Origin of the sequence: Pseudomonas sp. LS44, from assembly GCF_024730785.1 — a bacterium.
Classification (GTDB): Bacteria; Pseudomonadota; Gammaproteobacteria; order Pseudomonadales; family Pseudomonadaceae; genus Aquipseudomonas.
This window is the reverse complement of the sequence record NZ_CP102830.1, coordinates 3957743-3981958: the sequence shown is the minus strand read 5'-3', so window position 1 is coordinate 3981958 and position 24216 is coordinate 3957743. Positions and strand designations below refer to the sequence as shown.

Sequence of the window (24216 nt, the reverse complement as noted above, 5' to 3'; positions counted from 1 at the left end):
GACGCGAGCGCGTCCTGCCTGACTTACAGAAGGAACAGACCATGGGAATCCTCAACGACCGCGTCGTCATCATCACCGGCGCCGGTGGCGGCCTGGGTGCCGCCCATGCCCGCGTGTTCGCCGCTGAAGGCGCCTGCGTGCTGGTCAACGACATCAACCAAGCCGCCGCCCAAGCGGTGGTGGACGAGATCGTCGCGGCCGGCGGCCGCGCGGCGGCCAACCATTCCGATATCACCAACTACGCCGACAGCGCCAATGCGGTGCGCCAGGCCATCGAGACCTGGGGCGATCTGCACGTGGTGCTGAACAACGCCGGGATCAACCGCGACCGCATGTTCGCCTCCATGACCGAGGCCGACTGGGACGCCATCATGGCGGTGCACCTGAAGGGGCATTTCTGCATCAGCTCCCACGCCGTGCAGCACTGGCGCGAGCAGTCCAAGGCCGGCCACAAGGTTGATGCGCGAATCATCAACACCACCTCTGGCGCCGGTCTGCAGGGCTCCATCGGCCAGTCCAACTACGCCGCCGCCAAGGCCGGCATCGCTGCGCTGACCCTGAACCAGGCCGCTGAACTGGTGCGCTACGGCATCACCGCCAACGCCGTGGCTCCGGCCGCGCGCACCGGCATGACCACTGCGGTGGAAGCCATGGCCACGCGCATGGCCAGGCCGGAAGACGGTAGTTTCGACTACTGGGCGCCGGAGAACGTGTCGTCCCTGTTGGCCTGGCTGGCCTCGGCCGATGCCGCGCGGGTGACCGGCCGGGTGTTCGAGTCCGAGGGCGGGAGAATCTCCATCGCCGACGGCTGGCGCAGCACCGCAGGCATTGACAAGGGCGCGCGCTGGCTGCCGGCGGAAGTGGGCGAGGCCATGCAGGCCCTGCTCGCCGCCGAAGTGCCGGCGCAGAAGGTTTACGGCAGCTGAGAGCCTGCTCCAAATCTCTCCGGTGTGATGGTGGATAAGCACAGCGTTATCCACCCTACAAAGCCTGAACGTTGGCGTAGGGTGGAAAACTGCGAAGCATTTTCCACCGCTGGTCAAAGACAGGTGCTGCTGCGTTCTGGCACCGACCGATATCCCGAGTCCAAGCAGAAAAGGAAATGCTGATGCAAACAGGCAAATCGCAGGGCGTGGCCCTGGTTACCGGCGCCAGTCGTGGTGTCGGGCGCGGCGTAGCCGAGGCATTGGGCGCTGCCGGGATGACGGTGTACGTCACCGGGCGCAGTGCGCGCGAGGGCGACAGTCGGTTTCGCGGTGAGATTTTGCATGGCACGGTATTCGACAGCGCGCAAGCGGTGACCGATGCGGGTGGGCAGGGGATCGCGGTGCTCTGTGACCATGGCGACGATGCCCAGGTGCAGGCGCTCTTGGCGCGTATCGAACGTGAGCAAGGGCATCTCGATGTACTGGTCAACAACGCGGTCTACATCGATGACTCGCTGATCGAGCCTGGCCCGTTTTGGACCAAGCCGTTGGCGCAGTCCGACATCCTGCAGGTGGGGCTGCGCTCGGCCTATGTGGCGAGCTATTACGCCGCCCCCTTGCTGCTCAAGGCTCAACAGGGCCTGATCGCCTTTACCTCCTCCTTCGGCGGCGGCTGCTATATGCACGGCCCGGCGTACGGGGCGCAAAAAGCCGGTTGCGACAAGATGGCTGCGGACATGGCGGTGGACTTCGAGGGGCAGGGCGTCGCTGCTGTGTCCTTGTGGCTGGGACCGCAACTGACCCAGCGTACCGAACTGGCCAGCTCAGGCCGCGATGACGACTACGAGCAATTCCTGGCGATGGCGGAAACCCCACAGTTCACCGGGCGCATCATCCACGCCCTGTGGCGCGATCCCGAGCTGACCAGCCTGTCCGGGCAAACCTTGATCAGTGCCGAGTTGGCGCTGCGTTACGGCATCCGTGACGCAGGTGATCGCCAGCCACCGTCCTGGCGCGAGATGTTGGGCGCGCCGAGAGCGGTGCATCCGGCGCGGGTCAGTTAAGGAAGGGAGAGATATGGATCTGCAACAGCGCATCGCCCGGCTTGAAGCATTGGAAGCCATTCGCCAACTGAAACATCGCTATCTGAACGCCTGTGACCTCAAGGAGGTCGAGCGTATTCGGGAGTGTTTTGCCGAAGGGCCGGTGGCGATCGATTACGGGCCTTTAGGCTGCTTCGATAACCGTGATGACTTCATCGAGCTGTACAGCCGCCTGGCCTGCCAGCCGCGGGTAATAGACAGCCACCACGGCGCCAACCCGGAAATCGACTTGTTGAGCGAAGACCAGGCGCAGGCGCGCTGGGCGCTCAGCTACTTCAACCTGGATGCAGAGACCGGCGCCACGCGCCAGTTGGGGGTCATCTACCAGGACCGTTACCGCCGCATCGCGGGGCAATGGAAGATCGTGGCCACGCAGTCGCGGATTATTTCCGAAGTGTGCGGTCTGCATCAGGCGCCGGTCATTGCCTAGTCCGTTTGGGCGAGGTCAGCGACTGACGGCACTCATAGCCTGCTGTTCAGCGGCAGGCTCTCGAATTCGCCGCTTAAGGTTCAGCGTTGCACCCTCACTTTGACTTTGGCATAGCGGAGATAACAACAATGAAGCAGCTGTTAGCCACCTCACTGGCCCTGGCCGGTTTTGCCCTGGCCCAGCCGGCCCAGGCCCTGAACATCATGCTGACCAACGACGACGGCTGTCGTGCGCCGGGGATCAGCGCTGTCTATCAGGCACTGGTCGGCGCCGGCCACCAGGTCACCCTGGTCGGCCCGGAGAAGAACAGCAGCGGCATAGGTGCCGCCGGCGTAGTCGTTCCCGGCCAGCCCCTGGCGGTGACCGAACTGGCCCCCGGCAAGTTCTGCGTCGGCGCGCCGGCCGGCTACAGCTCACCGACGGACAAGACCACGGCGATTGGCACGCCGGTGGATGCGGTCAACGTCGGCCTCGACGTGCTGCTCAAGGACAACCCGCCGGATCTGGTGGTTTCCGGAACCAACTTCGGCGAGAACGTCGGCTCGGGGACGCAGGGGTCCGGCACAGTGAACGCTGCGGTGCGTGCCATGTTCAAGGGGGTGCCGGCGGTGGCGGTATCCACTGAGCTCGACCTGGAACTGTATATGCGCGACCGGCAGGCCGCCTTCCTGAAGACCCAGGGAGCCATGGACGACACGGCCAACTTCGTGGTCAAGGTGATCGACAAGGCCGTCGCGGCCGGCGCCCAAGCCCAGAACGTCTGCGAGAAGAGCAAGGGCAAAGCCAAGCCCTTCTGCGAGTTGAACGTGCTCGGGCTACCGGGCACCACCGGCTTGAATATCAACTACCCGGCCCGCGAATCCAGCGAGGTGACAGGCGTCAGCTATGCGCCGATCGGCGACTGGGGCATCGGTATGGTCGCCAAGCGCGGCGCGGACGGCGTGGTGCAGATCAACCTGGTGGCACCGCCGACTCCGACTGCCGAGCAGCAGCAGGCCGATGGCTACCAGCTCTGGCTGGGCAAGGCGGTGATCACCGTAATCGACGGCAATATGACCGCGTTGCCGGCGCTGCAGGCGCGGGCCAAGCAGATGCTCGAAGGCCTGACGCCTTGATTCAAACGCGATGAAAAAGCCCCTGCGCTCCAAGAGCGCAGGGGCTTTTTTCATTGGTCGGGTTCCGTAGGGAGGGTTAGCCGCGTAGCGGTGTAACCCACCCAAAATCTGGTTTCAGCGCTTTGGTAGGAGCGAATTCATTCGCGATCCGTGGTGCCGGCTATCGCGGATAAATCCGCTCCTACAAAAAATCTGAGTCAGACCTGTAGATACAAGAGTGCGCAACACTTTACGGGTACATAGCCAATAAAAACGCCCCCGGCCTTAACAGCGCAGGGGGCGTTTTTCATATCGGCTAAATCAGGGTTCCAGGCCTTTGAGGATCAGTTCGGCCTGCGCCTGCGGCAACGGAAGTGCGGTCATATTGCCGTCGATTACGGTGATCACCGCCTTGCCCAGCGAGAGCTGATAGGCATCGGCTTGCTGTTGGGCCGCGGTCGGCGTCGTTGGCGCCACCAGGTTGAGCCGCAGCACGCCGTCCGCGCCGCGTTGCGGGGCGTAGTTCCATATGCCCCAGTCGCCGATCGGCGCATAGCTGACGCCTGCCACCTCGGCGGCTTCGCGGGCCGGGTAGTTGATGCTCAGCCCGGTAGTGCCTGGCAAACCGAGTACGTTCATCTCGCAGAAGGGCTTGGCCTTGCCCTTGCTCTTCTCGCAGATTTGCTGGGCCTGGGCTGCGGCAGCGCCGGCCTTGTCGATCACCTTGACTACGAAGTTGGCCGTATCGTCCAGCGCATTCTGGGTCTTCAGGAAGGCGGCCGTCCGGTCCTTCATATACAGCGCCATGTCGAACTCGGTGGAGACCGCTATCGCCGGCACGCCCCTGAACATGGCGCGCACCGCAGCGTTCACCGTGCCAGACATTTGCGAGGTCGGGCCGACGTTTTCGCCGAAGTTGGTCCCGGAGACCACCAGGTCCGGCGGGTTGTCCTTGAGCAGCAGACCGAGGCCGACGTTGACCGCATCCACCGGGGTGCCGATCGCCGAGGTCTTGCCGGCCGGCGGGGTGTAGCCTTCCGGCGGGCCGACGCAGAACTTGCCGGGCGCCAGTTCGGTCACCGACAAGGCCTGTCCGGGCGTGACCGCGCTGGCGGCGCTTATGCCGCTGCTGTCGTACAGCGGGCCGATTAGGGTGACCTGGTGGCCGGCGCCGACCAGCGCCGTATACACGGCGTTGATCCCCGCGGCACGGCAGCCGTCGTCGTTGGTCAGCATGATGTTCAGGGCCTGGGCCGGCTGGGTCAGAGCAAAACCGGCCAAGGCCAGTGAGGCGGCTAACAGCTGTTTCATTGTTGTTGTCTCCGTTATGCCAAAGGTCGCCGCCCACCGGGATGGGCAGCATTCGGATGTCGAACGCCTGTTACGGTCTTGCAGGGTGGGCGAGGGACATCGACTTCTGCCGGACAGCCCGGCTACTCGCGCGCAAGAACTGCAACGCGTCGAGACTGGTTGTTGTGCTGGTCATAGCGTCCTGTGCCGAGGTCGGGGGTCAGCCCGACCTGCAACTCAGGCTTGGGGAGTCAATGCGCGTGACTATGTAGTCATGGAAAAAGACTCGGCATCGTCCAGTTGGACTAACTGAGGCCTTCCCCCTCTTTCAGCGCAGCCGTCGGCCGTATAGCGACGACGCAGCGGCCTGCAGCACATCTTCCGGGCGATGCGGGCCATGCTGCGCCGCCGGCAGCGACCGCTCTGGAATAAGCCGTTTGGACGATGTTAGGGAGGCGGGACGGTCGGATGATCGTTGCCAGTCTGTGTCTTCGGGCTCGAAGCAGCCCGGCATGAGAAGAAAAACAAAATCAGAGGATCGCGAGCATGAAACCAGTCGTGCGCTTACCTGTCGCACCATGGAGTCCGTCATGCGCCAGCTGATCGGATATGCCATGAGCGCCATTGTCATGGTGACTGTCGTATACGCCTTTGCTCCTCGCAGCCCCGCGCCCATGGCGGCGACCGTGCTGCATACCGACCGCGTGCAAATCAACGACATGCTCGCCAACGACCAGCAGCTGGTCGCGGTGGGCGAGCGCGGCACCATTCTGCTCAGCGCCGATCAGGGCAAATCCTGGCAGCAGGCGCAACTGTCGAAGCAGCGCGATGCAACGCTCACCGGTGTGGTCGCGTTGACCCCGTCGGTGCTGGTGGTGGTCGGCAACGATGGCTGGATCCTGCGTTCGCAAGATGCGGGCAAGACCTGGCAAGAGGTTCGTTACGACGTCGAGCGGGCCGAGCCGCTGCTGGGTGTGTGGGCGGATAGCGAGCGGCATGTGGCGGCTTTCGGCAGTAACGGCAAGTTCCTCGAATCGACTGATGGCGGGCTTAGCTGGTTGCAGCGCGAGGTGTCGGTCGACGGTTACCACCTGAATGGCATGGATGGCGGTCACGATGGCCGCCAGATGCTTGTCGGCGAGCAAGGCATGGTGCTGCGCTCGGTGGATCACGGGGCCAATTGGGAAAGTCTGCCGGCCTTCTACAACGGCTCGTTGTTCGGCGTCGTGCGCCTGTCGCCCGAGCGCTGGGTGGCCTACGGCATGCGCGGGCACATATTCGTGACCCAGGACTTCGGCCTCAGCTGGAAGCAGGTCGAGGTGGGCAACAACCTGCCGCTCTATGGCCATGTGCGGTTGCCCGGTAACGCTGGGCTGGTGATCGTCGGTGCCGAAAGTACCTTGGTCCGTCTCGACGCCGGCGGCGCATTGCACGACATCACGCGCCGCGCCGGACTTGGCACGTTGACCTCCGCCGTAGTCCTGAATGGCCAGGATGTGTTGGTGGCTGGCGAACACGGTGTATCCCAGGGTGCCGGTGGCAGCCTTGCAGCGGTTGGACATTGAGAGGCTGGAGATGAAGCAGAGCAGGACGTGGGTGGAACGCTGCGTGGAATGGTGCGCGGACCAACTGATGGCCAAGCGCAGCGTGCTGCTGGGCCTGTTCGTAATCGTGACGCTGGGGCTGGGCTACAGCGCCACCCAGGTGCGACTTGATCCGGGCTTCAACAAACAGATCCCGGTGCGCCATGAGTACATGCTGAACTTCCTCGATTTCAGTCGAGTCTTCACCGGTGCCAACCGCCTGCTGGTCAATGTGCATTGGAAGGGCGAGGGCGATATCTACAACCCGGAGTTCCTCAAGACTCTGCAGCAGGTCACGGATGATGTGTTCTTCATCTCCGGGGTCAGCCGCCCCAGCGTAACTTCGCTGTTCACCCCCAACGTGCGCTACATCGAGATCACCGAAGAGGGCTATGTCGGCGACCTGGTGGTGCCGCCGCAATATTCTGGCTCGCCGGCCGACCTCGATCAGGTCCGTAGCAATGCCGCTCGCGCCGGGCAGACGGGGCGGTTGCTGGCGAACGATCTGAAATCGGCCATGGTCCGCGCCGACCTGCAAGACCGCGACCCGAAGACCGGCAAGTCGGTGTCCTATGTCGACGTCGCCAAGAGCCTGGAAGCGATCCGCGCCAAGTACAACAGCGAGAACATCGAGATCAATATCGTCGGCTTCGCCAAGCTGGTCGGCGATGTGGTCGAAGGGCTGAACACGGTGATTGGTTTCTTCGTGGTCGCGTTCCTGATCACCGCACTGTTGCTATGGCTGTATTCGCGTTCGCTGAAGCTGACCGTGGTGGCGCTCACTGTGGCCTTGTTGCCGGTGGTGTGGTTGCTGGGCCTGTTGCCGCTGCTGGGGTTGGGTATCGATCCGATGTCGATCCTGGTGCCCTTCCTGATCTTCTCCATCGGCGTCTCCCATGCGGTGCAGATGACCAACGCCTGGAAGCAGGATGTGCTGTCCGGCAGCGACTCGGTGGCGGCTGCTCGCGCGGCCTTCTGCAAGATTTTCATCCCCGGTTCCCTGGCACTGCTGATGAACGCGTTGGGCTTTGCGGTGATCATGCTGATCGACATTCCGATCGTGCATGAGCTGGGGGTGACGGCCTGCATCGGCGTGATCCTGATGATCGTCACCAACAAAATGATGCTGCCGATCATCATCTCGCACCTGCATCTGGAACCTGCGGCGCACGGCAGCAACGACGCCAGCGCGCAGACCAAGCATCCGCTGTGGTGGCGCCTATCGGCCCTGGCCGAGCCGCGTCCGGCGCTGGCGGTGTTCGCCATCAGCCTGTTACTGCTGGGCTTCGGGGTGGTCAAGGCGCGGCAGCTCGAGGTCGGTGATATTGGCACTGGCGCACCGGAGCTGCGCGCCGACTCGCGCTATAACCAGGACAACGAAAAGATCATCAACAGCTACTCCATTGGCTTGGATGTGCTGGCGGTATTCGTCGAGGTGCCGGGCATCACTGAGGCGTGTCTGAACCCTACGGTCATGCGTGCGGTGGAGTCCTTCGACTTCCAGATGCGCAACGTTGCCGGGGTGCAGTCGGTGCAGAACGTGGCGCGGATGAGCAAGGAGATGATTGCCAGCAACAACGAGGGCAACCCGCGTTTGGCCGCCATTCCTGGCTCGTCGCGTGGCTTGCAGCAGGGTTCGCTGGCCTATTCGCCGGACTCCGGACTGGTCGTCGATGGCTGCCAGCGCATGCAGATCCTGGTGTTCCTCAACGACCATGAAGGCGCCACGGTGTCCCACGTGGTCAATGAGGCCAAGCGCATCATCGGCGGCATCAAGGCACCCGGCGTCGAGTTCAAACTGGCCGGCGGCAACGTCGGCGTGATGGCGGCCTCCAACGACGCGGTCAAGCGCGCCGAGGTGGTGATGCTGGCTGCGTTGTTCTGCTCGGTGGCGCTGTTCTGCCTGCTGACGTTCCGCTCGCTGCGCGCGGTGCTGTGCATTCTGGTGCCGCTGGGCATCGTGGCCATTCTGTGCAATGCCCTGATGGCGGCGCTGGGGATCGGCCTGAAGGTCGCGACCCTGCCGGTGATGGCGTTGGGTGTCGGGGTCGGGGTCGACTACGGCATCTACCTGTACGAGCGTATCCAGCATGAAATGGCCGAGGGCCAGGACCTGCGCCATGCCTTCTACCTGGCCATGTGTCAGCGCGGTACAGCGGCCGTGTTCACTGCGGTGACCATGTCCATCGGTGTCTGCACCTGGGCCTTCGCGCCGCTGAAGTTCCAGGCTGACATGGGTGTGCTGTTGGCCTTCATGTTCCTGGTCAATATGTTCGGGGCGATCTTCCTGTTACCGGCGTTGGCGGCCTGGTTCAACCAGGGGCGTCCCCTGGTGAAGTCGGCAGTGGCCGAGCAGGGGGCTGCCCAGCTGGCGCAGCAGGCCGCGAGCAAACAACCCGAGCCGGTGCTCGAGGTCTGAAATGGCTTTTATCCCCTCGCCACTCTGGGGAGAGGGTTAGGGAGAGGGGTGCGTAGTAGATACAGGCGGAGATATTGCGTTGCTGCGAGTTTTCTCCTCTCTCCCCGGCCATTTCCCCAGCGGGGCGAGGGAGAACAGCACGTAGGATGGGTTGAGCGCAGCGATACCCATCGTTGGCCAGGTGAGCACTGCTCGTTGGGTATCGCTCAACCTACAAGAGCGGGAGCGCTCCTGCAGGCGGCTCAGCGCGTAGGGCGGGTGCAACCCGCCGGTATGGTGGCCACGCGGGTTGCCCCCGCCCTACGCAGCTGCCGCCTCCGTGCACTTTTTGGGTGCGCAAGGAGTGTCGCGTAGTCCGCGCGGACGATGCCGCCGACCATGGGCCCTGTCGATACTGGGCTACCGCCATCCATTGGCGGAGCCAAACAGGGGGGCATAACAAGAATGACACGCACCTATTTTTACCTGCCGTCAGGCCCCCGTCGCAGCCACGGCCACGCCAGCGCTGTGCGCTCCGAAACCTCGCTTATTCCATTCACCTGTCAGGTGCCCCACGTCATCTGTAGGCGAGCGCTGGCCGTCGATTTGTAACAAGGAGAAAAGCATGCGACGTAATTACCAAATTGGCTTATGCCTGAGCGCAGCATTAGCACTGCAAAGCTATAGCGCGCTGTCCTTCGGGCAGGCACCGGCCGATCAGATTGCACGACTCGGCAAGGACCTGACGTGCGTCGGGGCGGAAAAGGCTGGCAATGCCGACGGCAGCATTCCCGAATACAGCGGGAAATGGCTGGGCGTACCGACGGGGATGAAGTTCGACGGAACGGGTAAGCATCCGCTTGATCCTTACCCTGATGAGAAGCCGCTGTTCGTCATTACCGCGCAGAACATGGCGCAGTACGCCGAGCGTTTGTCCGACGGGCAGAAAGCCCTGTTCAAGCTGTACCCACAGACTTTCCGTGTTCCAGTCTATCCCTCGCACCGTGACTTCCGTTTCTCCGACACGGTTTGCAAGGCGACTCTAGAAAACGCCGCGGTGGCCAAGCTGGTCGACGATGGCGAGGGCGTCGTGGGGCGCACGGGTGGCGTGGCTTTCCCGATTCCCCAGTCGGGGGGGGAGCTGCTGAAAAATTCGTCGCTGTTTACGATACGAGCCTGGACTGAGGAGTATGTCTCCGATAACGCCTACGTCCTCAACAACGGCAATATCAACTGGGGCCGCGTGAACTCGCGCAACATCGCGCCGGGGCTGGAGCCAGGCCGGATCGGCGATACCGTTGGCAACTCCGCGTACTACCTGAACGAAACCCAGTTGCCGCAACGCGACAAGGGCGAGATCAACACGGGCACCGAGTTCTGGAACGACAAGACCGAACCGCGCCAGAGCTGGCGCTATGACCCGGGTACCCGGCGGGTTCGCCAGTCGCCTGGTTATGGCTTCGATATGGCGTTCCCGGGAACCGGTGGTTCGATCACTGTCGACGAGGTACGCATCTTCAACGGCTCCGGCCAGCGCTATGACTGGAAGATCGTCGGCAAGCGCGAAATGTACATTCCCTCCAACACCGCCCGCCTGCACTCCGAGAAGCTCAAGTACGCCGACATGCTGACCCCGGGGCACATGAACCCGGACTACATGCGCTACGAGCTGCACCGTGTCTGGGAGCTGGAAGGCACCCTGAAGCCGGGTTATCGCCACCTGTATGGCAAGCGCAAGATGTATATCGACGAGGACACCTGGTTCCCGATCATGGGCGACAACTACGACAACCGTGGTGAGTTGTGGCGCACCTCGATGCTCAACTTCTTCTATGCGCCGGAAACCCAGACCTGGCAGGCCGGTGTTGGTCTCTACCATGACCTGAACGCCTCGAGCTACCTGGCTTTCAACCTGGTGAACGAGCAGCGCAACGCTTATTTCCTGAACAAGGGTGACATGACCATCCGCGACTTCGGCCCTGAGGCCGCGCGCCGCTTAGGCCAGTAAGGATCATGCGGGTCGAGGCGGAGAACATCTCCTCGGCCCGCCATGCCGCTGTGCGCTGTGGCAATGGCTCGGCAGCGGCAAAAACAACAACAAGGAGAAGGGCATGTCTAGGCTGGAAAATAATGCTTATCGGGGAGCGGGCAAGCGTCGCGCGCCTTGCCTTTTGAGTCTCGCGGTGGCCATGGCCAGTGGTTCGGCCATGGCCGGGCCGAGCTTCGAATTGGGCGAGAACACCACACTGGACTCGTCACTGACGGCCAACTACACCGCATCGATGCGTACCGCCAAGCAGGCGCACGAGTACCTGAACCACCCGAACTACGACGACGGCACGCGCAACTTCAAGCGCGGTTCGCTGATCAACAACCGGGTCAGCCTGTTCGGCGAGCTGCTGCTCAAGCATGACAATCTCGGCGGGGTGCTGCGTGGCAGCACGTTCTATGACGATGTCTACCACAACCGCAACGCCAACGATTCGGCGTCTACGGTGAACAAGATCGGTCGTCACGACGGGTTCGTCGAGGACACCCGCGAGCTTAGCGGCGGCAAATCGCGGCTGCTGGACGCCTATGTCTACGGCAATTTCGACGTCTTCGGTGACCAGTACCTGTCGGTCAAGGCCGGCCGCCATCTGGTCGCCTGGGGCGAGAGCCTGTTCTGGCCGAACATCAGCCAGGGCCAGGCGCCGGTCGATGCCACCAAATTCAACGTGCCGGGCACCGAAGCCAAGGATGCCTACCTGCCGGTCGGTCAGGTTTCCGGCTCCTGGTCGCTGAACGACGAGCTGACGCTGCTGGCCTACTACCAGTACAAGTGGGAAGAAACCCAGCTCAACCCGGTGGGCGACTACTTCGGTAGCGACTACTTTGGTCCTGGTGCGCAGTTCTTCCGCCTCGCCCCGGGGGTAATCGACACGCTGCCGGACAAGACCTTCACGGCGGTCAACTCCGCCGGTGACGTCGAACCGGGCGACAGTGGCCAGTGGGGCCTGGGCGGCCGCTACCGCCTGACCGAGAGCACCGAAGTCGGCCTGTTCCACTACCGCTACCACGAGCGCATCGGCGCGCTGTTCTTCGATTTCACCGGGCAGACCCAGTACTCCTCGTTAACAAGCGTCGGCAAGCATGCCAGTGCGGCCGAAGCGCCCTCGTACCGGCTCGGTTATTTCGATGACGTCGAACTGACTGGTGCCAGCTTCAGCTCGAAGATCGGCGACGCCGTACAGTTCGCCGGCGACCTGAGTTACCGCGATGGTGCGGCGGTCTACCTCGCCAACGGTGCGCCAGCCCGCGGCCAGTTGCTGCAGGGCAACCTGAACGCCATGTACATCATCGGCCCAACCGCCATCGCCCAGCAGACCACGCTGATGGGCGAGGTGGTGCACCAGCGCCTCGAGGGTGTGGACGACCTGACCGTCAGCGGTGGCGGGCCGGGGGTAGACGGTACCTTCAATGACTTCGAGTATGAAACCCAGACCCGTGGTTCGACCCTACTGGGGGTCGGCGCCATCCTCGACTATCCATCGATAGCCGATGGCTGGGACCTGACCACCAAGGCGATCTGGAACCAGAACGTCGATGGCAGTGCCTATCAGGGGCTGGGGCGTGACGAGAAGCGTCTGACCCTGGGCGCGGACTTCAAGTACCTGGGCAACTTCCAGGTCGGGCTGACCTATGTCGGTTACCTGAGCTCGCCGGACATCGACCAGGGCCGTACTCTGGCTGACCGCGACTACCTGTCGTTCAACGCCAAGTACACCTTCTGATGTCTTGGCCGCGTGGGCTGCAGCGGTTGCGGGTGTCGATCCTGCAACCGCTGTGCACGCTTGCGGGACGTGGCCAATAGTCCGGGGGCACAGGCATGTCTGGATCTGAATGCCAGGATCACCCCGTTGACCTGCTCGAGTTGCTCGGGTTGGTCTACGAGGGTGTGCTCGAGCCCGTGCCCTGGACTCAATTGTTCGACCAGTTGCGCCTGCGTCTGCAGGCCAACTACGTATCCCTGACGATTCGTTCGCCAGCCCCGGGCGACCCCGGCCTGGTGATCTTTGCCGGTCAGGCGCGGCCGACTATTGCCGTGGTGTATGAGCGTTCGCTCTATGCCCTCGACCCCTTCGTCAAACTGCCGCGTGATCGAGTGGTGATGCTGCAGGAGCTGATCGACGAGCGCGAGTGGCTGGACAGTGTGATCTACCGTGACTTCCTCCAGCCGCTGCAGGTGCGCTACATGATGGGCGCCGATCTGCATACCGAAGAGGGCTTCGAGAGCCGCTTGCGTGTCAGTCGTGGTCCGGACGGTGCGCCTTTCGAAGAGCGCGACCGTGCGCTCTGTACACTGCTGCTGCCGCACCTCAAGCGTGCCCTGCGCCTGCATGCGCGGCTTGGCGGCGAGCGAACCGAGCGGCGCCTGTACGCCGCCACCCTGGAGCGTCTGAGCATCGGCACGCTGATTCTCGGAGCCGAAGGCGAGATCCTGCTATGCAACCGCACGGCGGAGCAGATGCTTGCCGAATCCGATGGCCTGCAACTGCATAACGGCCGCCTGCAGGCCAGCTCCGGCCTGGATGACCGCCGTCTGTGGCGACTGATCCGCAAGCTGATCGAGGCGCGGGCGGAGCCGGGCGGCAGTGTGGTGGAAGCCATTTCCCTGGGTCGCAGCAAACGCCCGGGCAGCCTTGGTGTGCTGTTGCGCAGCATCGCCCGAGCAGAGCGCTATGAAGCCGGCCCGCCGGCGGCGATAGAGGTGATCATTCGAGCCCCCGAACGGCAGGCCGAGCCCTCGGAAAGCCTGTTGCGCCAATTGTTTCAGTTGACCCCGGCGGAAGCCGCGCTGGCCGTGCAACTGGGCCATGGCTTGACTCTGGAGCAGGCGGCCATGGACCTGAATATCAGCCGCAACACCGCCCGCGCGCACCTGCGCGTAATCTTCGCCAAGACGGGTGTGAGCCGGCAGACGGCGCTGGTGCAATTGCTGCTGAGTAGCGTGGCGGCGCTGAACTAGTGTCCTGAATCAGAAGTTGGCTGTTTGATTTTGGCGGAGTCCCCGTTACGTGTTGAGACATGCAGGCCTGCTAGGTGATGCCTGCAGCGATGATTCGTAGGGTGGATTAGCCGTAGGCGTAACCCACCGCCCTGTTGGGCACTGATGTGCGGGTCGACACCGCTGGTGGGTTACGCCGCTACGCGGCTAACCCACCCTACAAAACGGTGCGCAGCAGATCGTAAACAGGTTCTTAAACGAACTTCAAATTCAGGGCACTAGCGAAGGCAGATGAATAGTCCTATCGGACGATGTTGCTGCTGGGGGTGAGTACGACAATCCAGGCACCTGCAGGTGCGGCCTGCTGCCGGTCTGGGCGTCGTTCCAGACCCCTCGCCTGACGCCTCACCGACAATTTGAACAAGAAACCAGGGATCGTCATGCCTAACAATAAAGACCTGCCCGTGTCGCCTTTCAGTCCGCTGACCATCGGCCCGCTGACGCTGAGAAACCGCTTTATCAAGTCGGCCACCAACGAGGGCTCGGCCCCGGGGGGTGTGCCTTCCAAGCGCTTGGTCCAGTTCCACGAGTCGATGGCCGCCGGCGGTGCCGGCATGACTACCTTGGCCTACTGCGCGGTGAGCCCGGATGGCCGCACGCTGCCGAACCAGATTGTGCTCGACCGCGATACGCAACCGCACTTGCGGGTGCTGACCGATGCCGTGCACCGTCATGGCGCGGCGGCTTCGGCGCAGATCACCCACGGCGGCTGCTTCACCTTCTTGAAGCCGCAGCAGGCGCCACGACCGTTGTCGTCCAGTAGCGGCTTCAACAAGGTCGGCCTGATGAGCGGCATGTTGCGCAAGCAGGCGATGAGCGAGGCGGACATACAGCAGATCGCCGACGAGTTTGTGCGCGGTGCGCGCCTGGCTCGCGAGGCCGGTTTCGATGCGGTGGAACTGCACATGGGCCATGGCTACCTGCTCAGCCAGTTCGTCTCGCCGCTGTACAACAAGCGCCGCGACCAATACGGCGGCAGCCTGGAGAATCGTCTGCGCTTCCCCAGCCTGGTGCTGCGCCGGGTGTTGGATGCCGTCGGCAAGGATCTGGCGGTAGTGTGCAAATACAGCATCACCGAAGGCGCGCGGGGCGGCCACACCGCCGAGGACGGAGCCGCCATCGCCCAAATCCTCGAGCGTGAGGGTGCGCATCTGCTGGTGTTGAGTGCGGGGATGAACGTCGAGTCGATCACTACCATGTTCGGCTCCTCCTTTCCCAAGGAAAACCGCGTCAGCAGCAACAACCCGATCATGGCCGCGGCGATGTTTATTCAGAGCCTTACCGCGCCCAAGGTGGATTTCCGCGAGCTGTACCTGCTCGAACACGCCCGTAAGGTGCGCGCTGCGGTGAAGATGCCGCTGGCTTATCTGGGCGGGGCGAAAAGCCTGCAAAGCATTGAGCAGGTGATGGGCGAAGGTTTCGACGCCGTGACCATGGGTCGCGTCCTGATCGCCGAGCCGGACTATGTCAACAAGCTAGCCGCCGGCACCAGCCGCGACTCGATCTGTACATCGTGCAACCGCTGTGTGGCGATGATGTACACCCCGGGCGGCACTTCCTGCGTACTCGGCCAACCCGGCGATGCACAACTCAATGCCCAGCCGGCTGCACTCATCTGAGGTTGCCGCAGAACAGGTCCAGGTTCCCGTCCATCGGCCCCGAGCGGACCACCAGGGCATAAGCGCCCGCGCGTAGTTCGCTCAGCGGCACGGGGACGCGTCTCCAGAATTGCCAGGGTGGACGCCTCGAGAGGGTGTCCGCGCCCACCGTCTGGTTCATGGAGTACGCCGGTTTCGGGCCAAGCTGCTGGCAGGAGCCGGGGTAGACGTAGGTGTACAGATGAACCGGCAGGGTGGTGCCGCTCGGCACGCCACCGACGACGAACGAGATGGTTGTCTCGTTGCCGGCTGAGCTCAATGACGCATGGGCAATAGTCCCGGCGCTGTTCATCGTAGCGAGCAGGGGGATGTCGACGCTCTGTTCGGGTCTGGTGGCGCACCCTGATATCCATCCAAACGCTACCACCAGTGCCAGCCAAGGTATGCCGTTCATTTCAGGTCTCCTGATGTCAAGGACGCGTTGCAGTTGCCCCCTCGCGAATTCTAGATGATGCAGGCTCCAGGGCCTGCGTACGCGAAGCGTGCCTGACGTGCGGCGGGGCACGGCAGGGCGGCCGTTCGCAGACCTGCCCGCCTGACGCTGTTCGTGGCCGACTGTCCTGCTCATCGCAATAGCAACACTCTGGTGTTTTTCCTGCCCCGTCCGTTTTGACGATGTGCCGCGCTGGCGCGCCGCTTATATCTGTACGCGTCCGTTTTCGTCAGAGGTTTCCATCGTGAGACAAGCCCCTCCTTATGTCCCTGGCCACCAGTTGCTGGCCGGCAAGTCCGTACTCATCACCGCCGCTGCGGGCGCCGGAATCGGCTATGCCGCGGCCAAGCGCTGCGCCGAAGAAGGCTGCCGGGCGCTGATGATTTCCGATGTCCATCCGCGCCGTCTGGAAGAGGCGGTCGAGCGCCTCAAGGCGGAGACCGGGCTGCAGGCGATTTACGGCCAGCTGTGCAACGTCACTGTCGAAGACGAGGTGCAAGCGCTGGTCGCCGCCGCCGAACAGGCACTGGGCGGCGTCGACGTGCTGATCAACAACGCCGGGCTCGGCGGGCAGAAGCGCGTCACCGAGATGAGCGACGAGGAATGGCTGCGGGTGATCGACGTGACCCTCACTGGGACCTTCCGCATGACCCGCGCGATGCTGCCGCACATGGAGCGCCGTGGCGCCGGTGCGATCGTCAACAACGCCTCGGTGCTCGGCTGGCGCGCGCAGAAAGAACAAGCGCACTACGCCGCGGCCAAGGCTGGGGTGATGGCGCTGACCCGCTGCAGCGCCCTGGAGGCCGCCGAGAGCGGGGTGCGGATCAACGCCGTGTCGCCGTCCATCGCCTTGCATGAGTTTCTCAAGAAGGCCTCCAGCAGCGAGTTGCTGGAGCAACTGGCCGGCCGTGAAGCCTTCGGCCGCGCTGCCGAAGTCTGGGAAGTGGCCAACGTGATGATCTTCCTGGCCAGCGACTACGCCTCCTACATGGTTGGCGAAGTGCTGTCGGTCAGTTCGCAACAGGCCTGAGGAGGCAAACATGAGCACCGTATTCAGCAGTGCCGAGCAGATGCTCAAAGCCCAGGGCCTCGACCTGGGCGTCACCGAGTGGCTGCCGATCACCCAGGAGCGGGTCAACCTGTTCGCCGAAGCGACTGGCGACCAGCAGTGGATCCACGTCGACCCTGAGCGCGCCGCCAGCGGCCCGTTCGGCGGTTGCATCGCCCACGGCTACCTGACCCTGTCCCTGGCCAATCTGTTCATGCCGCAACTGATGAGCATCGAGAACATGGCCATGGGCGTCAACTACGGCAGCGACCGCGTACGTTTTCCGGCGGCGGTCAAGGTCGGTGCGCGAGTGCGTGGCCGCGGCGAAGTGCTGAGCGCGGAAATGGTCGGCGCGGCGGTGCAGTTCGTGGTGCGCATCAGCGTCGAAATCGAGGGCGGCGAGCGCCCGGGCTGCGTGGTCGACACCATCAGCCGCTACACCTTCAACCCTATTGCCGAGTGAGCCTGTCCATGAGCATGAATGAAGTTGTGATCGTTGCCACCGCGCGGACCGCGCTGACCAAGTCGTTCCGTGGTTCTTTCAACGACACCGAAGCCCCGGTGCTCGGCGGCCATGTGGTGCGCGCGGTGGTCGAGCGCGCGGGCATCGAGCCGGGCTCGGTGGAAGACGTGATCATGGGCGCCGCCGTGCAGCAGGGCACCCAGGGCTACAACATCGGCCGCCTGTGCGCCTACACCGGCGGTCTGCCGGACACCGTGCCGGGCATGGCCCTGGACCGCATGTGCGCCTCCGGCCTGATGAGTATCGGCGTGGCGGCCACGGGCATCCTCGCCGGGGAGATGAACATCGCCATCGCCGGCGGCGTCGAGTCGCTGTCGCTGACCCAGACCAAGCACAAGAACAGCTACCGGGCGCAGTCCGAGGCGGTGCTCGAGTGCATGCCGAGCGCCTACATCCCGATGCTCGAAACTGCCGAGATCGTCTCGCGCCGTTATGGCATCAGCCGCGCCGCCCAGGACGAATACTCGCTGCAAAGCCAGCAGCGCACTGCCGCCGCGCAGCGCGATGGCTTGTTCGACGAGGAAATCGTGCCGCTGGCCGCGCGCAAGCTGTGCTTCGACAAGGAAGGCCAGCCCACCGGCCATGAAGAGGTGTTGGCCGAGCGCGACGAATGCAACCGGCCGTCGACCAAGCTTGAAGATCTGGCTGCGCTGAAACCGGTGTGGAAGAACGGCAAGTGGATCGAGCAGGGCGAGTTCATCACCGCCGGCAACGCCTCGCAGTTCTCTGACGGCGCCGCTGCCAGTCTGCTGATGAGTCGCGGCGAAGCGCAGCGCCGTGGCCTGCAGCCGTTGGGTATCTATCGCGGCATCGCCGTGGCCGGCTGCGCCCCGGAAGAAATGGGCATCGGCCCGGTGCTGGCGGTGCCCAAGCTGCTCAAGCGCTTCGGTCTGAGCGTGGCCGATATCGGCCTGTGGGAACTCAACGAGGCCTTCGCTTGTCAGGTGCTGCACTGCCGTGACGTGCTGGGCATCCCCCACGACCGTCTGAACGTCAACGGTGGCGCCATCGCCATCGGCCACCCGTTCGGTATGTCCGGTGCACGGATGGTCGGCCACAGCCTGTTGGAAGGTCGCCGTCGGGGTGTGCGTTACGTCGTCGTGACCATGTGCATCGGTGGTGGCATGGGCGCCGCCGGCCTGTTCGAGATCTGCTGATCGGCCCGTCCGTCGCTCGTTCCGGAGATAGGCCATATGGACGATGTGCCCGGAACAGAGCGGGCGGACTATCGAGACCAGTCAGTCTTCGCTGTACTCGCTGTGCTTGATCGGCGAGGTTAATGACTACCAACAAGAATAAGAGGGTAGCCGCATGAGATTCGTCGAGCGCCTAGTTACTGCAGTATGGAGGCGATCATGCGTTCACTGATCGCCTATCTGGTGTGCGCCATTGTCGCGGCGGGCATTGCGTACGCCTTTACCCCGCGTGATCCGCAAACGCCGTCTGATACCCAGCTGCGCGCGGACCGGGTGCATATCAATGCCCTGCTCAATCTGGACAAGCGCCAGGTGGCGGTGGGCGAGCGCGGCAGCATTCTGCTGAGCGACGACCAAGGCCGTTCCTGGCAGCAAGCGTCGGTCAAGCCGCAGCGCCATGTGTCCTTGACCGGACTGGTGGCCGTGTCCGCCGAGCAGCTGCTTGCGGTCGGGCATGATGGCTTGATCCTGCGCTCGCAGGACGCCGGTTCCACTTGGCAGGAGGTTCGTTTCGAGGCCGAGCAGGGCGAGCCGCTGCTGGGTATCTGGGCGGCCGGCGGCAATCGAGTGCTGGCTTTCGGCAGCTTCGGCAAGTTCTACCAGTCCGACGACGCCGGCCTGACCTGGCAAACCTTGCCGCTGGAGGTCGACAGTGCGCACCTCAACAGCATGGACGGCGGCGCCGATGGCCGACGCATGCTGGTCGGCGAGCAGGGCCTGGTGTTGCGCAGCTCCGATGCCGGCCAGAATTGGCAAACCCTGCCCCCTTTCTATAAAGGTTCGCTGTTCGGTGTGGTCCGCCTCAGTGCGCAGCGCTGGGTGACCTATGGCATGCGCGGGCATGTATTCGTCAGCGACAACTTCGGCGACAGCTGGGAAGAGATCAAGGTCGGCAACAAGCTGCCGCTCTACGGTCATGTGCTGCTGCCGAACAATTCCGGAGTGCTGATCGTCGGCGCGGGCAGCTCGTTGGTGCGCCTGGATGGCCGCGGGCGTCTGCTCGAGACCAGCCGCCAGCCAGGGCTGGGCACGTTAACTTCAGCAATTGTGGTTGGCGCCCAGCAGGTATTGGTGGGCGGTGAGCGCGGTGTGTTCCAAGGTCCCGGTGTCAGCGTTGTTGCACTTGGCAAGTGAGAGGCTAGTGATGAAGCAAGGTAAATCCTGGATAGAACGCAAGGTCGAGGGCTGCGCCGATTTGCTCATGGCGTACCGCAAGCTGTTTATGACCGTGTTTCTGTTGCTGACGCTGGGCTTGGGCTATAGCGCCACCCACACCAAACTGGACCCAGGATTTAACAAGCAGATCCCAGTGCGCCACGAGTACATGCTCAACTTCCTGAAGTTCAGCCAGTACTTCACCGGCGCGAACCGCTTTCTGGTCAGCGTGAAGTGGAAGGGCGAGGGTGATATCTACAACGCCGAGTTCCTCGATACGCTGCAAAAGGTCACCGACGATGTGTTCTTTATCTCTGGCGTCAGCCGCGCCAGCGTAACCTCGCTGTTCACCGCCAATGTGCGTTACGTCGAAATCACCGAAGAGGGTTTCTTTGGTGACGTCGTGGTGCCGCCGCGCTTTGCCGGCTCCGTCGAGGATCTGGCCCAGGTGCGCAGCAACGCCGCTAGATCTGGGCAGATCGGGCGGCTGGTCGCCAACGACCTGAGGTCGGCGCTGGTCCGCGCCGACCTGCAGGATATCGACCCGAAGACCGGCAAGCCGGTTAGCTATGTCGAAGTGTCCAAGCGCCTGGAGGATATTCGCGCCAAGTACAGCAACGACAAGATCGAAATCAATATCGTCGGTTTCGCCAAGCTGGTCGGCGACGTGGTCGATGGCCTGATCACCGTGATCGGTTTCTTTGTCGTCGCCTTCCTGATTACTGGCCTGTTGCTGTGGTTGTATTCTCGCTCGCTGAAATTGACCGTGGTCGCCTTGGTGGTGGCGCTGCTGCCGGTGGTCTGGTTGCTCGGCCTCTTGCCGTTGCTGGGCCTGGGCATCGATCCGATGTCGATTCTGGTGCCGTTCCTGATCTTCTCCATCGGCGTCTCCCATGCGGTACAGATGACCAACGCCTGGAAGCAGGAAGTGCTCGCCGGTAGCGATTCGGTGCAGGCGGCGCGGGCGGCGTTCTGCAAAATTTTCATTCCCGGCTCCCTGGCGCTGTTGATGAACGCTCTGGGCTTTGCGGTGATCATGATGATCGACATCCCCATCGTCCACGAACTGGGGGTGACGGCTTGCATTGGCGTAATGCTGATGATCATCACCAACAAAATGATGCTGCCGATCATCATTTCGCACCTGCATCTGGAGCGCAGCGTGCTCAACCGCGAGCGCGTCGCGGAACAGGGCAAGCACCCGCTGTGGTGGCGGCTGTCGGCCTTGGCCGAGCCACGCCCGGCGCTGGCGGTGTTCGCTCTCAGCCTGCTGCTGCTGGGGTTCGGGGTGGTCAAGGCGCGTCAACTCGAGGTCGGTGATATCGGCGCCGGCGCACCGGAGTTGCGCGCCGACTCGCGCTATAACCAGGACAACGAAAAAATCATCAGCAGCTACTCCATCGGCCTCGATGTCCTGGCGGTGTTCGTGCAGGCGCAGGGCGTCGAGGAAGCCTGTCTGACGCCGCAGGTCATGCGTGCGGTGGAAGCCTTCGACTTCCAGATTCGCGCCGTGACCGGCGTGCAATCGGTGCAGAGCGTGGCGGGCATGGGCAAGGTGATGATTGCCGGTAACAACGAAGGCAACCCGCGCTGGGCGGCGATTCCGGGGTCGAGCCGGGGCTTGAGCCAGGGCTCGCGCGCCTACATGCCGGATGATGGCCTGGTGACCGATGGTTGCCAGCAGATGCAGATTCTGGTGTTCCTCACCGATCACGATGGTGCCACCGTGGCCCATGTGGTCAAGGAGGCCAAGCGGATCATCGCCGAGGTGGCGATTCCCGAGACCAAGTTCCTGCTGGCCGGCGGCAACGTCGGGGTGATGGCGGCCTCCAACGAGGCGGTGAAACGCGCCGAGGTGGTGATGTTGGCGGCGTTGTTCGGCTCGGTAGGGCTGTTCTGCTGGCTGACGTTCGGCTCCCTGCGCGCGGTGCTGTGCATTCTGGCGCCGCTGGCAATCGTCGCGGTCCTCTGCAACGCCCTGATGGCCATGCTCGGCATCGGCCTGAAAGTCGCCACGTTGCCGGTGATGGCGCTGGGCGTCGGAGTCGGGGTCGACTACGGCATCTACCTGTACGAGCGCATCCAGCACGAAATGGCCGAGGGGGCAGACCTGCGTAACGCGTTCTACGAGGCTATGTGCCAACGCGGCACCGCGGCGGTGTTCACCGCGCTGACCATGTCCATCGGCGTCTGCACCTGGGCCTTCGCGCCACTGAAGTTCCAGGCCGACATGGGCGTGCTGCTGTCCTTCATGTTCCTGGTCAACGTGCTCGGTGCGATCTTCCTCCTGCCAGCCCTGGCCGCCTGGTTCAATCAGAGCCGGCGCCTGGTCTCGGTGAAGGCTGCACCGGCTGAACAGCCACAAGTCGCTGGTCGCGACTACTCGCTAAAAAAAGCTGTAGCGGCAGAGGATGCCTAAGAGTCTTTTTACGACCTTCTGGATTAGAACCAGACAAGGCGCAACGACCAACGGGAGTAACAGCCCAAGGCTGGCCCGAAGGGCGAGCGTAGCGAGTCAAATGGCCGAAAAGCGCAGTTTACGACATGTAAATGCGCATTTTCGGCCACTTTTAACGCGATCTTGCCGCGAGTTAGGAGGACGTAAATAGGCTCTGAGAGCGCCGCTTTAGACGCTGTGGTGCTGGCGAATCGATAGCTAACCTTTTGTCTAAGTAGCCTTGTGCCGGGCTGGAGCTGTGGCACTATCCAGAGCATCGACTGGCATCTTGATTGAGCCCGGCGAGCGGGTCGAAATCATAAAAATAAAAAGGGCAGGCCAATGCGCTTAGCCCAAGCGAGGAGACAGGCTATGGAAAAAACCACCTTGGGCGTTCAGGCCCTGGCGGCGATGAATTTGGATCTGGTCGAGTATGATCGCGTCATTGGCGAGCTCTATGACGGCGCGCTTGACCCCAAGTTGATGGTGCATCCCTTGCGCCATATGCGCGAATTGTTCCAGGCGAACTACGTCACCCTGATCCTGCGGTTGCCCGATCAGCCGGAAATGGGGCTGATGCTCGTGGCCGGCGATATCAAAGATGAAGGCGAGGTGAGCTATCAGGTCTATCCGCAGACCATGAATCCTTTCATCAACCAGCCGATGGACCGGGTCTTCACGGTCGACGATGTGATGAGCGAATCGGAATGGGAGCACTCGGCCTACTTCCAGCAGGTTTGCTCCCAGCAAGGCGTGTTCCACGTGATGGGCGCGGATATCTCCACGCCGGATGGCGGCAAGTTTCGCTTCCGCATCACTCGGCCCAAGTCAGCGCCGAAATTCTCCGCCGCAGAATGTGCCCTCTGCGAGATGTTCCTACCGCACTTACGCCGTTCGCTGCGCATGCACAACCTGCTGGATCGCAGCGAGTCGCTGAGCGAGTTGTACGCCCAGGCGATCAGCCGCCTGTCGGTGGCAACCATCGTGCTCGACGAGAGCGGCAGTGTTTTGAAGATCAATCCGGTGGCCAAGGAAATCCTCGATCGATCCGATGGCCTGAAGTTGGTCGGTGGTCGTCTGGAAGCCACCTATCCGAGCGATAACCGCGAGTTGCAACGGCTGGTCCGCAATGCGTTCGCCTGCGAGGGCGAAGAGGGCCGGGCGGTGGCCGAGGCGATGTCGGTGGCACGGCCGTCCGGGCAGGTCAGCCTTGGTCTGGTGGTCGAGGCGATTCCTTCGTTGGACTGGGCCGATGGCAAAGGTAAACCGGCCGCGGTGGTGTACATTCGCGATGCGGTGGGCAAGTCGATAGCCAGCGAAGTGGTGACCAAGCAACTGTTCAACTTGACCCGGGCGGAAACCGCTCTGGCCATGGAACTGGCCAACGGCCTGTCGCTGGAAGAGGCGGCCGAGGTGCTGAACGTCCGCCGCAATACGGCCCGTGCGCACCTGCGCTCGATTTTCTCGAAGACCGGCGTACGCCGACAGACGGAGTTGGTGCGTATCCTCCTCAACAGTGTGGTCGCCTTGGGAAAGCCGAAGCTGGCGCTGCTGGCCGCCGACAAGGTCGACAAGGTCGAAGCTCCGGAACTGCACCTCGCTCACTCGGAACGTCGTAGCGCCTGAGCCTGCCCTGCGCAGCTCTGTTTAAAGCTCATAACCCCTCAAAGCCCCGGTCGTTTCCATGCGTCTGGGGCTTTTGCGTTGCGCTGGGAAATGGGTCGGTCTGTAGTCCGTGCGGACGATGTTGCCCGCCTCATGCCCTGCAGATACTTAGCTTCCACCGCATCAGCGCGGAGCCCCGCCCTGTGCTGGACGCGCGAACGATCCTGGCACTCAACGCCGATCGCTTGCGGGTCCGAGGATTCTGTAGATGCGGCGAGCGCCTGAGGCGT

The 24216-nt window shown here is 63.0% G+C and carries 18 protein-coding genes; 16 read left to right on the top strand and 2 right to left on the bottom strand.

Annotated elements, in window-relative coordinates:
- The first annotated feature begins 41 nt into the window (after nucleotides 1-41).
- The 4 genes from NVV93_RS17935 to surE all read left to right on the top strand — a co-directional run bounded on the left by NVV93_RS17935 (nucleotide 42) and on the right by surE (nucleotide 3574).
- Nucleotides 42-926 (top strand): SDR family oxidoreductase, encoded by an 885-nt coding sequence (locus NVV93_RS17935; RefSeq protein ID WP_258251989.1) that lies wholly within the window; start codon nucleotides 42-44, stop codon nucleotides 924-926.
- Nucleotides 927-1108: 182 nt separating this feature from the next.
- On the top strand, nucleotides 1109-1990 hold the full coding sequence (locus NVV93_RS17930) for an SDR family NAD(P)-dependent oxidoreductase (RefSeq protein WP_258251988.1): 882 nt from the start codon (nucleotides 1109-1111) through the stop codon (nucleotides 1988-1990).
- Between the two features lie 13 nt (nucleotides 1991-2003).
- A complete protein-coding gene (locus NVV93_RS17925; RefSeq protein ID WP_258251986.1) occupies nucleotides 2004-2459 on the top strand; it encodes a nuclear transport factor 2 family protein in 456 nt (151 codons plus the stop codon).
- 128 nt (nucleotides 2460-2587) lie between these two features.
- Nucleotides 2588-3574 (top strand): 5'/3'-nucleotidase SurE, encoded by a 987-nt coding sequence (gene surE, locus NVV93_RS17920; protein WP_258251983.1) that lies wholly within the window; start codon nucleotides 2588-2590, stop codon nucleotides 3572-3574.
- A 300-nt stretch (nucleotides 3575-3874) separates the two neighbouring features.
- Here surE and NVV93_RS17915 read toward each other — a convergent pair whose 3' ends face one another.
- Entirely contained in the window at nucleotides 3875-4864 is a 990-nt protein-coding gene (locus NVV93_RS17915; protein ID WP_258251982.1) for a 5'/3'-nucleotidase SurE, read from the bottom strand.
- 569 nt (nucleotides 4865-5433) lie between these two features.
- Between NVV93_RS17915 and NVV93_RS17910 the strand changes: the two genes are divergently transcribed.
- The 6 genes from NVV93_RS17910 to NVV93_RS17885 all read left to right on the top strand — a co-directional run bounded on the left by NVV93_RS17910 (nucleotide 5434) and on the right by NVV93_RS17885 (nucleotide 15490).
- The gene (locus tag NVV93_RS17910) at nucleotides 5434-6408 is read left to right on the top strand and encodes a YCF48-related protein (RefSeq protein WP_258251981.1); all 975 of its coding nucleotides are present in this window, start codon (nucleotides 5434-5436) and stop codon (nucleotides 6406-6408) included.
- Nucleotides 6409-6418: 10 nt separating this feature from the next.
- Nucleotides 6419-8845: an RND family transporter gene (locus tag NVV93_RS17905; RefSeq protein WP_258251980.1), complete on the top strand. Its 2427-nt coding sequence runs from the start codon at nucleotides 6419-6421 to the stop codon at nucleotides 8843-8845.
- A 604-nt stretch (nucleotides 8846-9449) separates the two neighbouring features.
- A complete protein-coding gene (locus NVV93_RS17900; protein WP_258251979.1) occupies nucleotides 9450-10832 on the top strand; it encodes a DUF1329 domain-containing protein in 1383 nt (460 codons plus the stop codon).
- A gap of 181 nt (nucleotides 10833-11013) precedes the next feature.
- Nucleotides 11014-12597, top strand: coding sequence for a DUF1302 domain-containing protein (locus tag NVV93_RS17895; RefSeq protein ID WP_258254412.1), 1584 nt, complete (start codon nucleotides 11014-11016; stop codon nucleotides 12595-12597).
- A 95-nt stretch (nucleotides 12598-12692) separates the two neighbouring features.
- Nucleotides 12693-13832, top strand: a complete 1140-nt coding sequence (locus NVV93_RS17890) for a helix-turn-helix transcriptional regulator (RefSeq protein WP_258251978.1) — start codon at nucleotides 12693-12695, stop codon at nucleotides 13830-13832.
- Nucleotides 13833-14251: 419 nt separating this feature from the next.
- Entirely contained in the window at nucleotides 14252-15490 is a 1239-nt protein-coding gene (locus tag NVV93_RS17885) for an NADH:flavin oxidoreductase (protein WP_258251977.1), read from the top strand.
- Here the strand turns inward: NVV93_RS17885 and NVV93_RS17880 are convergent.
- The gene (locus tag NVV93_RS17880; protein WP_258251976.1) at nucleotides 15483-15923 is read right to left on the bottom strand and encodes a hypothetical protein; all 441 of its coding nucleotides are present in this window, start codon (nucleotides 15921-15923) and stop codon (nucleotides 15483-15485) included. The two genes, NVV93_RS17885 and NVV93_RS17880, sit on opposite strands and share 8 nt — an antisense overlap.
- A gap of 283 nt (nucleotides 15924-16206) precedes the next feature.
- Between NVV93_RS17880 and NVV93_RS17875 the strand changes: the two genes are divergently transcribed.
- The 6 genes from NVV93_RS17875 to NVV93_RS17850 all read left to right on the top strand — a co-directional run bounded on the left by NVV93_RS17875 (nucleotide 16207) and on the right by NVV93_RS17850 (nucleotide 23947).
- Nucleotides 16207-16992, top strand: a complete 786-nt coding sequence (locus NVV93_RS17875) for an SDR family oxidoreductase (RefSeq protein WP_258251975.1) — start codon at nucleotides 16207-16209, stop codon at nucleotides 16990-16992.
- Nucleotides 16993-17002: 10 nt separating this feature from the next.
- Nucleotides 17003-17473, top strand: coding sequence for a MaoC family dehydratase (locus NVV93_RS17870; RefSeq protein ID WP_258251974.1), 471 nt, complete (start codon nucleotides 17003-17005; stop codon nucleotides 17471-17473).
- An 8-nt stretch (nucleotides 17474-17481) separates the two neighbouring features.
- Nucleotides 17482-18690 carry an acetyl-CoA C-acyltransferase gene (locus NVV93_RS17865; protein ID WP_258251973.1) on the top strand — a complete coding sequence of 403 codons (1209 nt, stop codon included), beginning with the start codon at nucleotides 17482-17484 and terminating at the stop codon, nucleotides 18688-18690.
- 198 nt (nucleotides 18691-18888) lie between these two features.
- On the top strand, nucleotides 18889-19863 hold the full coding sequence (locus tag NVV93_RS17860; protein WP_258251972.1) for a YCF48-related protein: 975 nt from the start codon (nucleotides 18889-18891) through the stop codon (nucleotides 19861-19863).
- A 10-nt stretch (nucleotides 19864-19873) separates the two neighbouring features.
- A complete protein-coding gene (locus NVV93_RS17855; RefSeq protein WP_258251971.1) occupies nucleotides 19874-22303 on the top strand; it encodes an RND family transporter in 2430 nt (809 codons plus the stop codon).
- A gap of 390 nt (nucleotides 22304-22693) precedes the next feature.
- A complete protein-coding gene (locus tag NVV93_RS17850; protein WP_258251969.1) occupies nucleotides 22694-23947 on the top strand; it encodes a helix-turn-helix transcriptional regulator in 1254 nt (417 codons plus the stop codon).
- The last annotated feature ends 269 nt before the right edge of the window (nucleotides 23948-24216 follow it).

What these genes read in the sequence shown, in the direction of transcription:
- NVV93_RS17880 (WP_258251976.1), bottom strand. Translation starts at nt 15,923, where the DNA reads ATGAACGGCATACCTTGGCTGGCACTGGTGGTAGCGTTTGGATGGATA.
- NVV93_RS17905 (WP_258251980.1), top strand. Translation starts at nt 6,419, where the DNA reads ATGAAGCAGAGCAGGACGTGGGTGGAACGCTGCGTGGAATGGTGCGCG.
- NVV93_RS17915 (WP_258251982.1), bottom strand. Translation starts at nt 4,864, where the DNA reads ATGAAACAGCTGTTAGCCGCCTCACTGGCCTTGGCCGGTTTTGCTCTG.
- NVV93_RS17855 (WP_258251971.1), top strand. Translation starts at nt 19,874, where the DNA reads ATGAAGCAAGGTAAATCCTGGATAGAACGCAAGGTCGAGGGCTGCGCC.
- NVV93_RS17865 (WP_258251973.1), top strand. Translation starts at nt 17,482, where the DNA reads ATGAGCATGAATGAAGTTGTGATCGTTGCCACCGCGCGGACCGCGCTG.
- NVV93_RS17925 (WP_258251986.1), top strand. Translation starts at nt 2,004, where the DNA reads ATGGATCTGCAACAGCGCATCGCCCGGCTTGAAGCATTGGAAGCCATT.
- NVV93_RS17890 (WP_258251978.1), top strand. Translation starts at nt 12,693, where the DNA reads ATGTCTGGATCTGAATGCCAGGATCACCCCGTTGACCTGCTCGAGTTG.
- NVV93_RS17860 (WP_258251972.1), top strand. Translation starts at nt 18,889, where the DNA reads ATGCGTTCACTGATCGCCTATCTGGTGTGCGCCATTGTCGCGGCGGGC.
- NVV93_RS17885 (WP_258251977.1), top strand. Translation starts at nt 14,252, where the DNA reads ATGCCTAACAATAAAGACCTGCCCGTGTCGCCTTTCAGTCCGCTGACC.
- NVV93_RS17935 (WP_258251989.1), top strand. Translation starts at nt 42, where the DNA reads ATGGGAATCCTCAACGACCGCGTCGTCATCATCACCGGCGCCGGTGGC.
- NVV93_RS17895 (WP_258254412.1), top strand. Translation starts at nt 11,014, where the DNA reads ATGGCCAGTGGTTCGGCCATGGCCGGGCCGAGCTTCGAATTGGGCGAG.
- surE (WP_258251983.1), top strand. Translation starts at nt 2,588, where the DNA reads ATGAAGCAGCTGTTAGCCACCTCACTGGCCCTGGCCGGTTTTGCCCTG.
- NVV93_RS17850 (WP_258251969.1), top strand. Translation starts at nt 22,694, where the DNA reads ATGGAAAAAACCACCTTGGGCGTTCAGGCCCTGGCGGCGATGAATTTG.
- NVV93_RS17930 (WP_258251988.1), top strand. Translation starts at nt 1,109, where the DNA reads ATGCAAACAGGCAAATCGCAGGGCGTGGCCCTGGTTACCGGCGCCAGT.
- NVV93_RS17870 (WP_258251974.1), top strand. Translation starts at nt 17,003, where the DNA reads ATGAGCACCGTATTCAGCAGTGCCGAGCAGATGCTCAAAGCCCAGGGC.
- NVV93_RS17910 (WP_258251981.1), top strand. Translation starts at nt 5,434, where the DNA reads ATGCGCCAGCTGATCGGATATGCCATGAGCGCCATTGTCATGGTGACT.
- NVV93_RS17900 (WP_258251979.1), top strand. Translation starts at nt 9,450, where the DNA reads ATGCGACGTAATTACCAAATTGGCTTATGCCTGAGCGCAGCATTAGCA.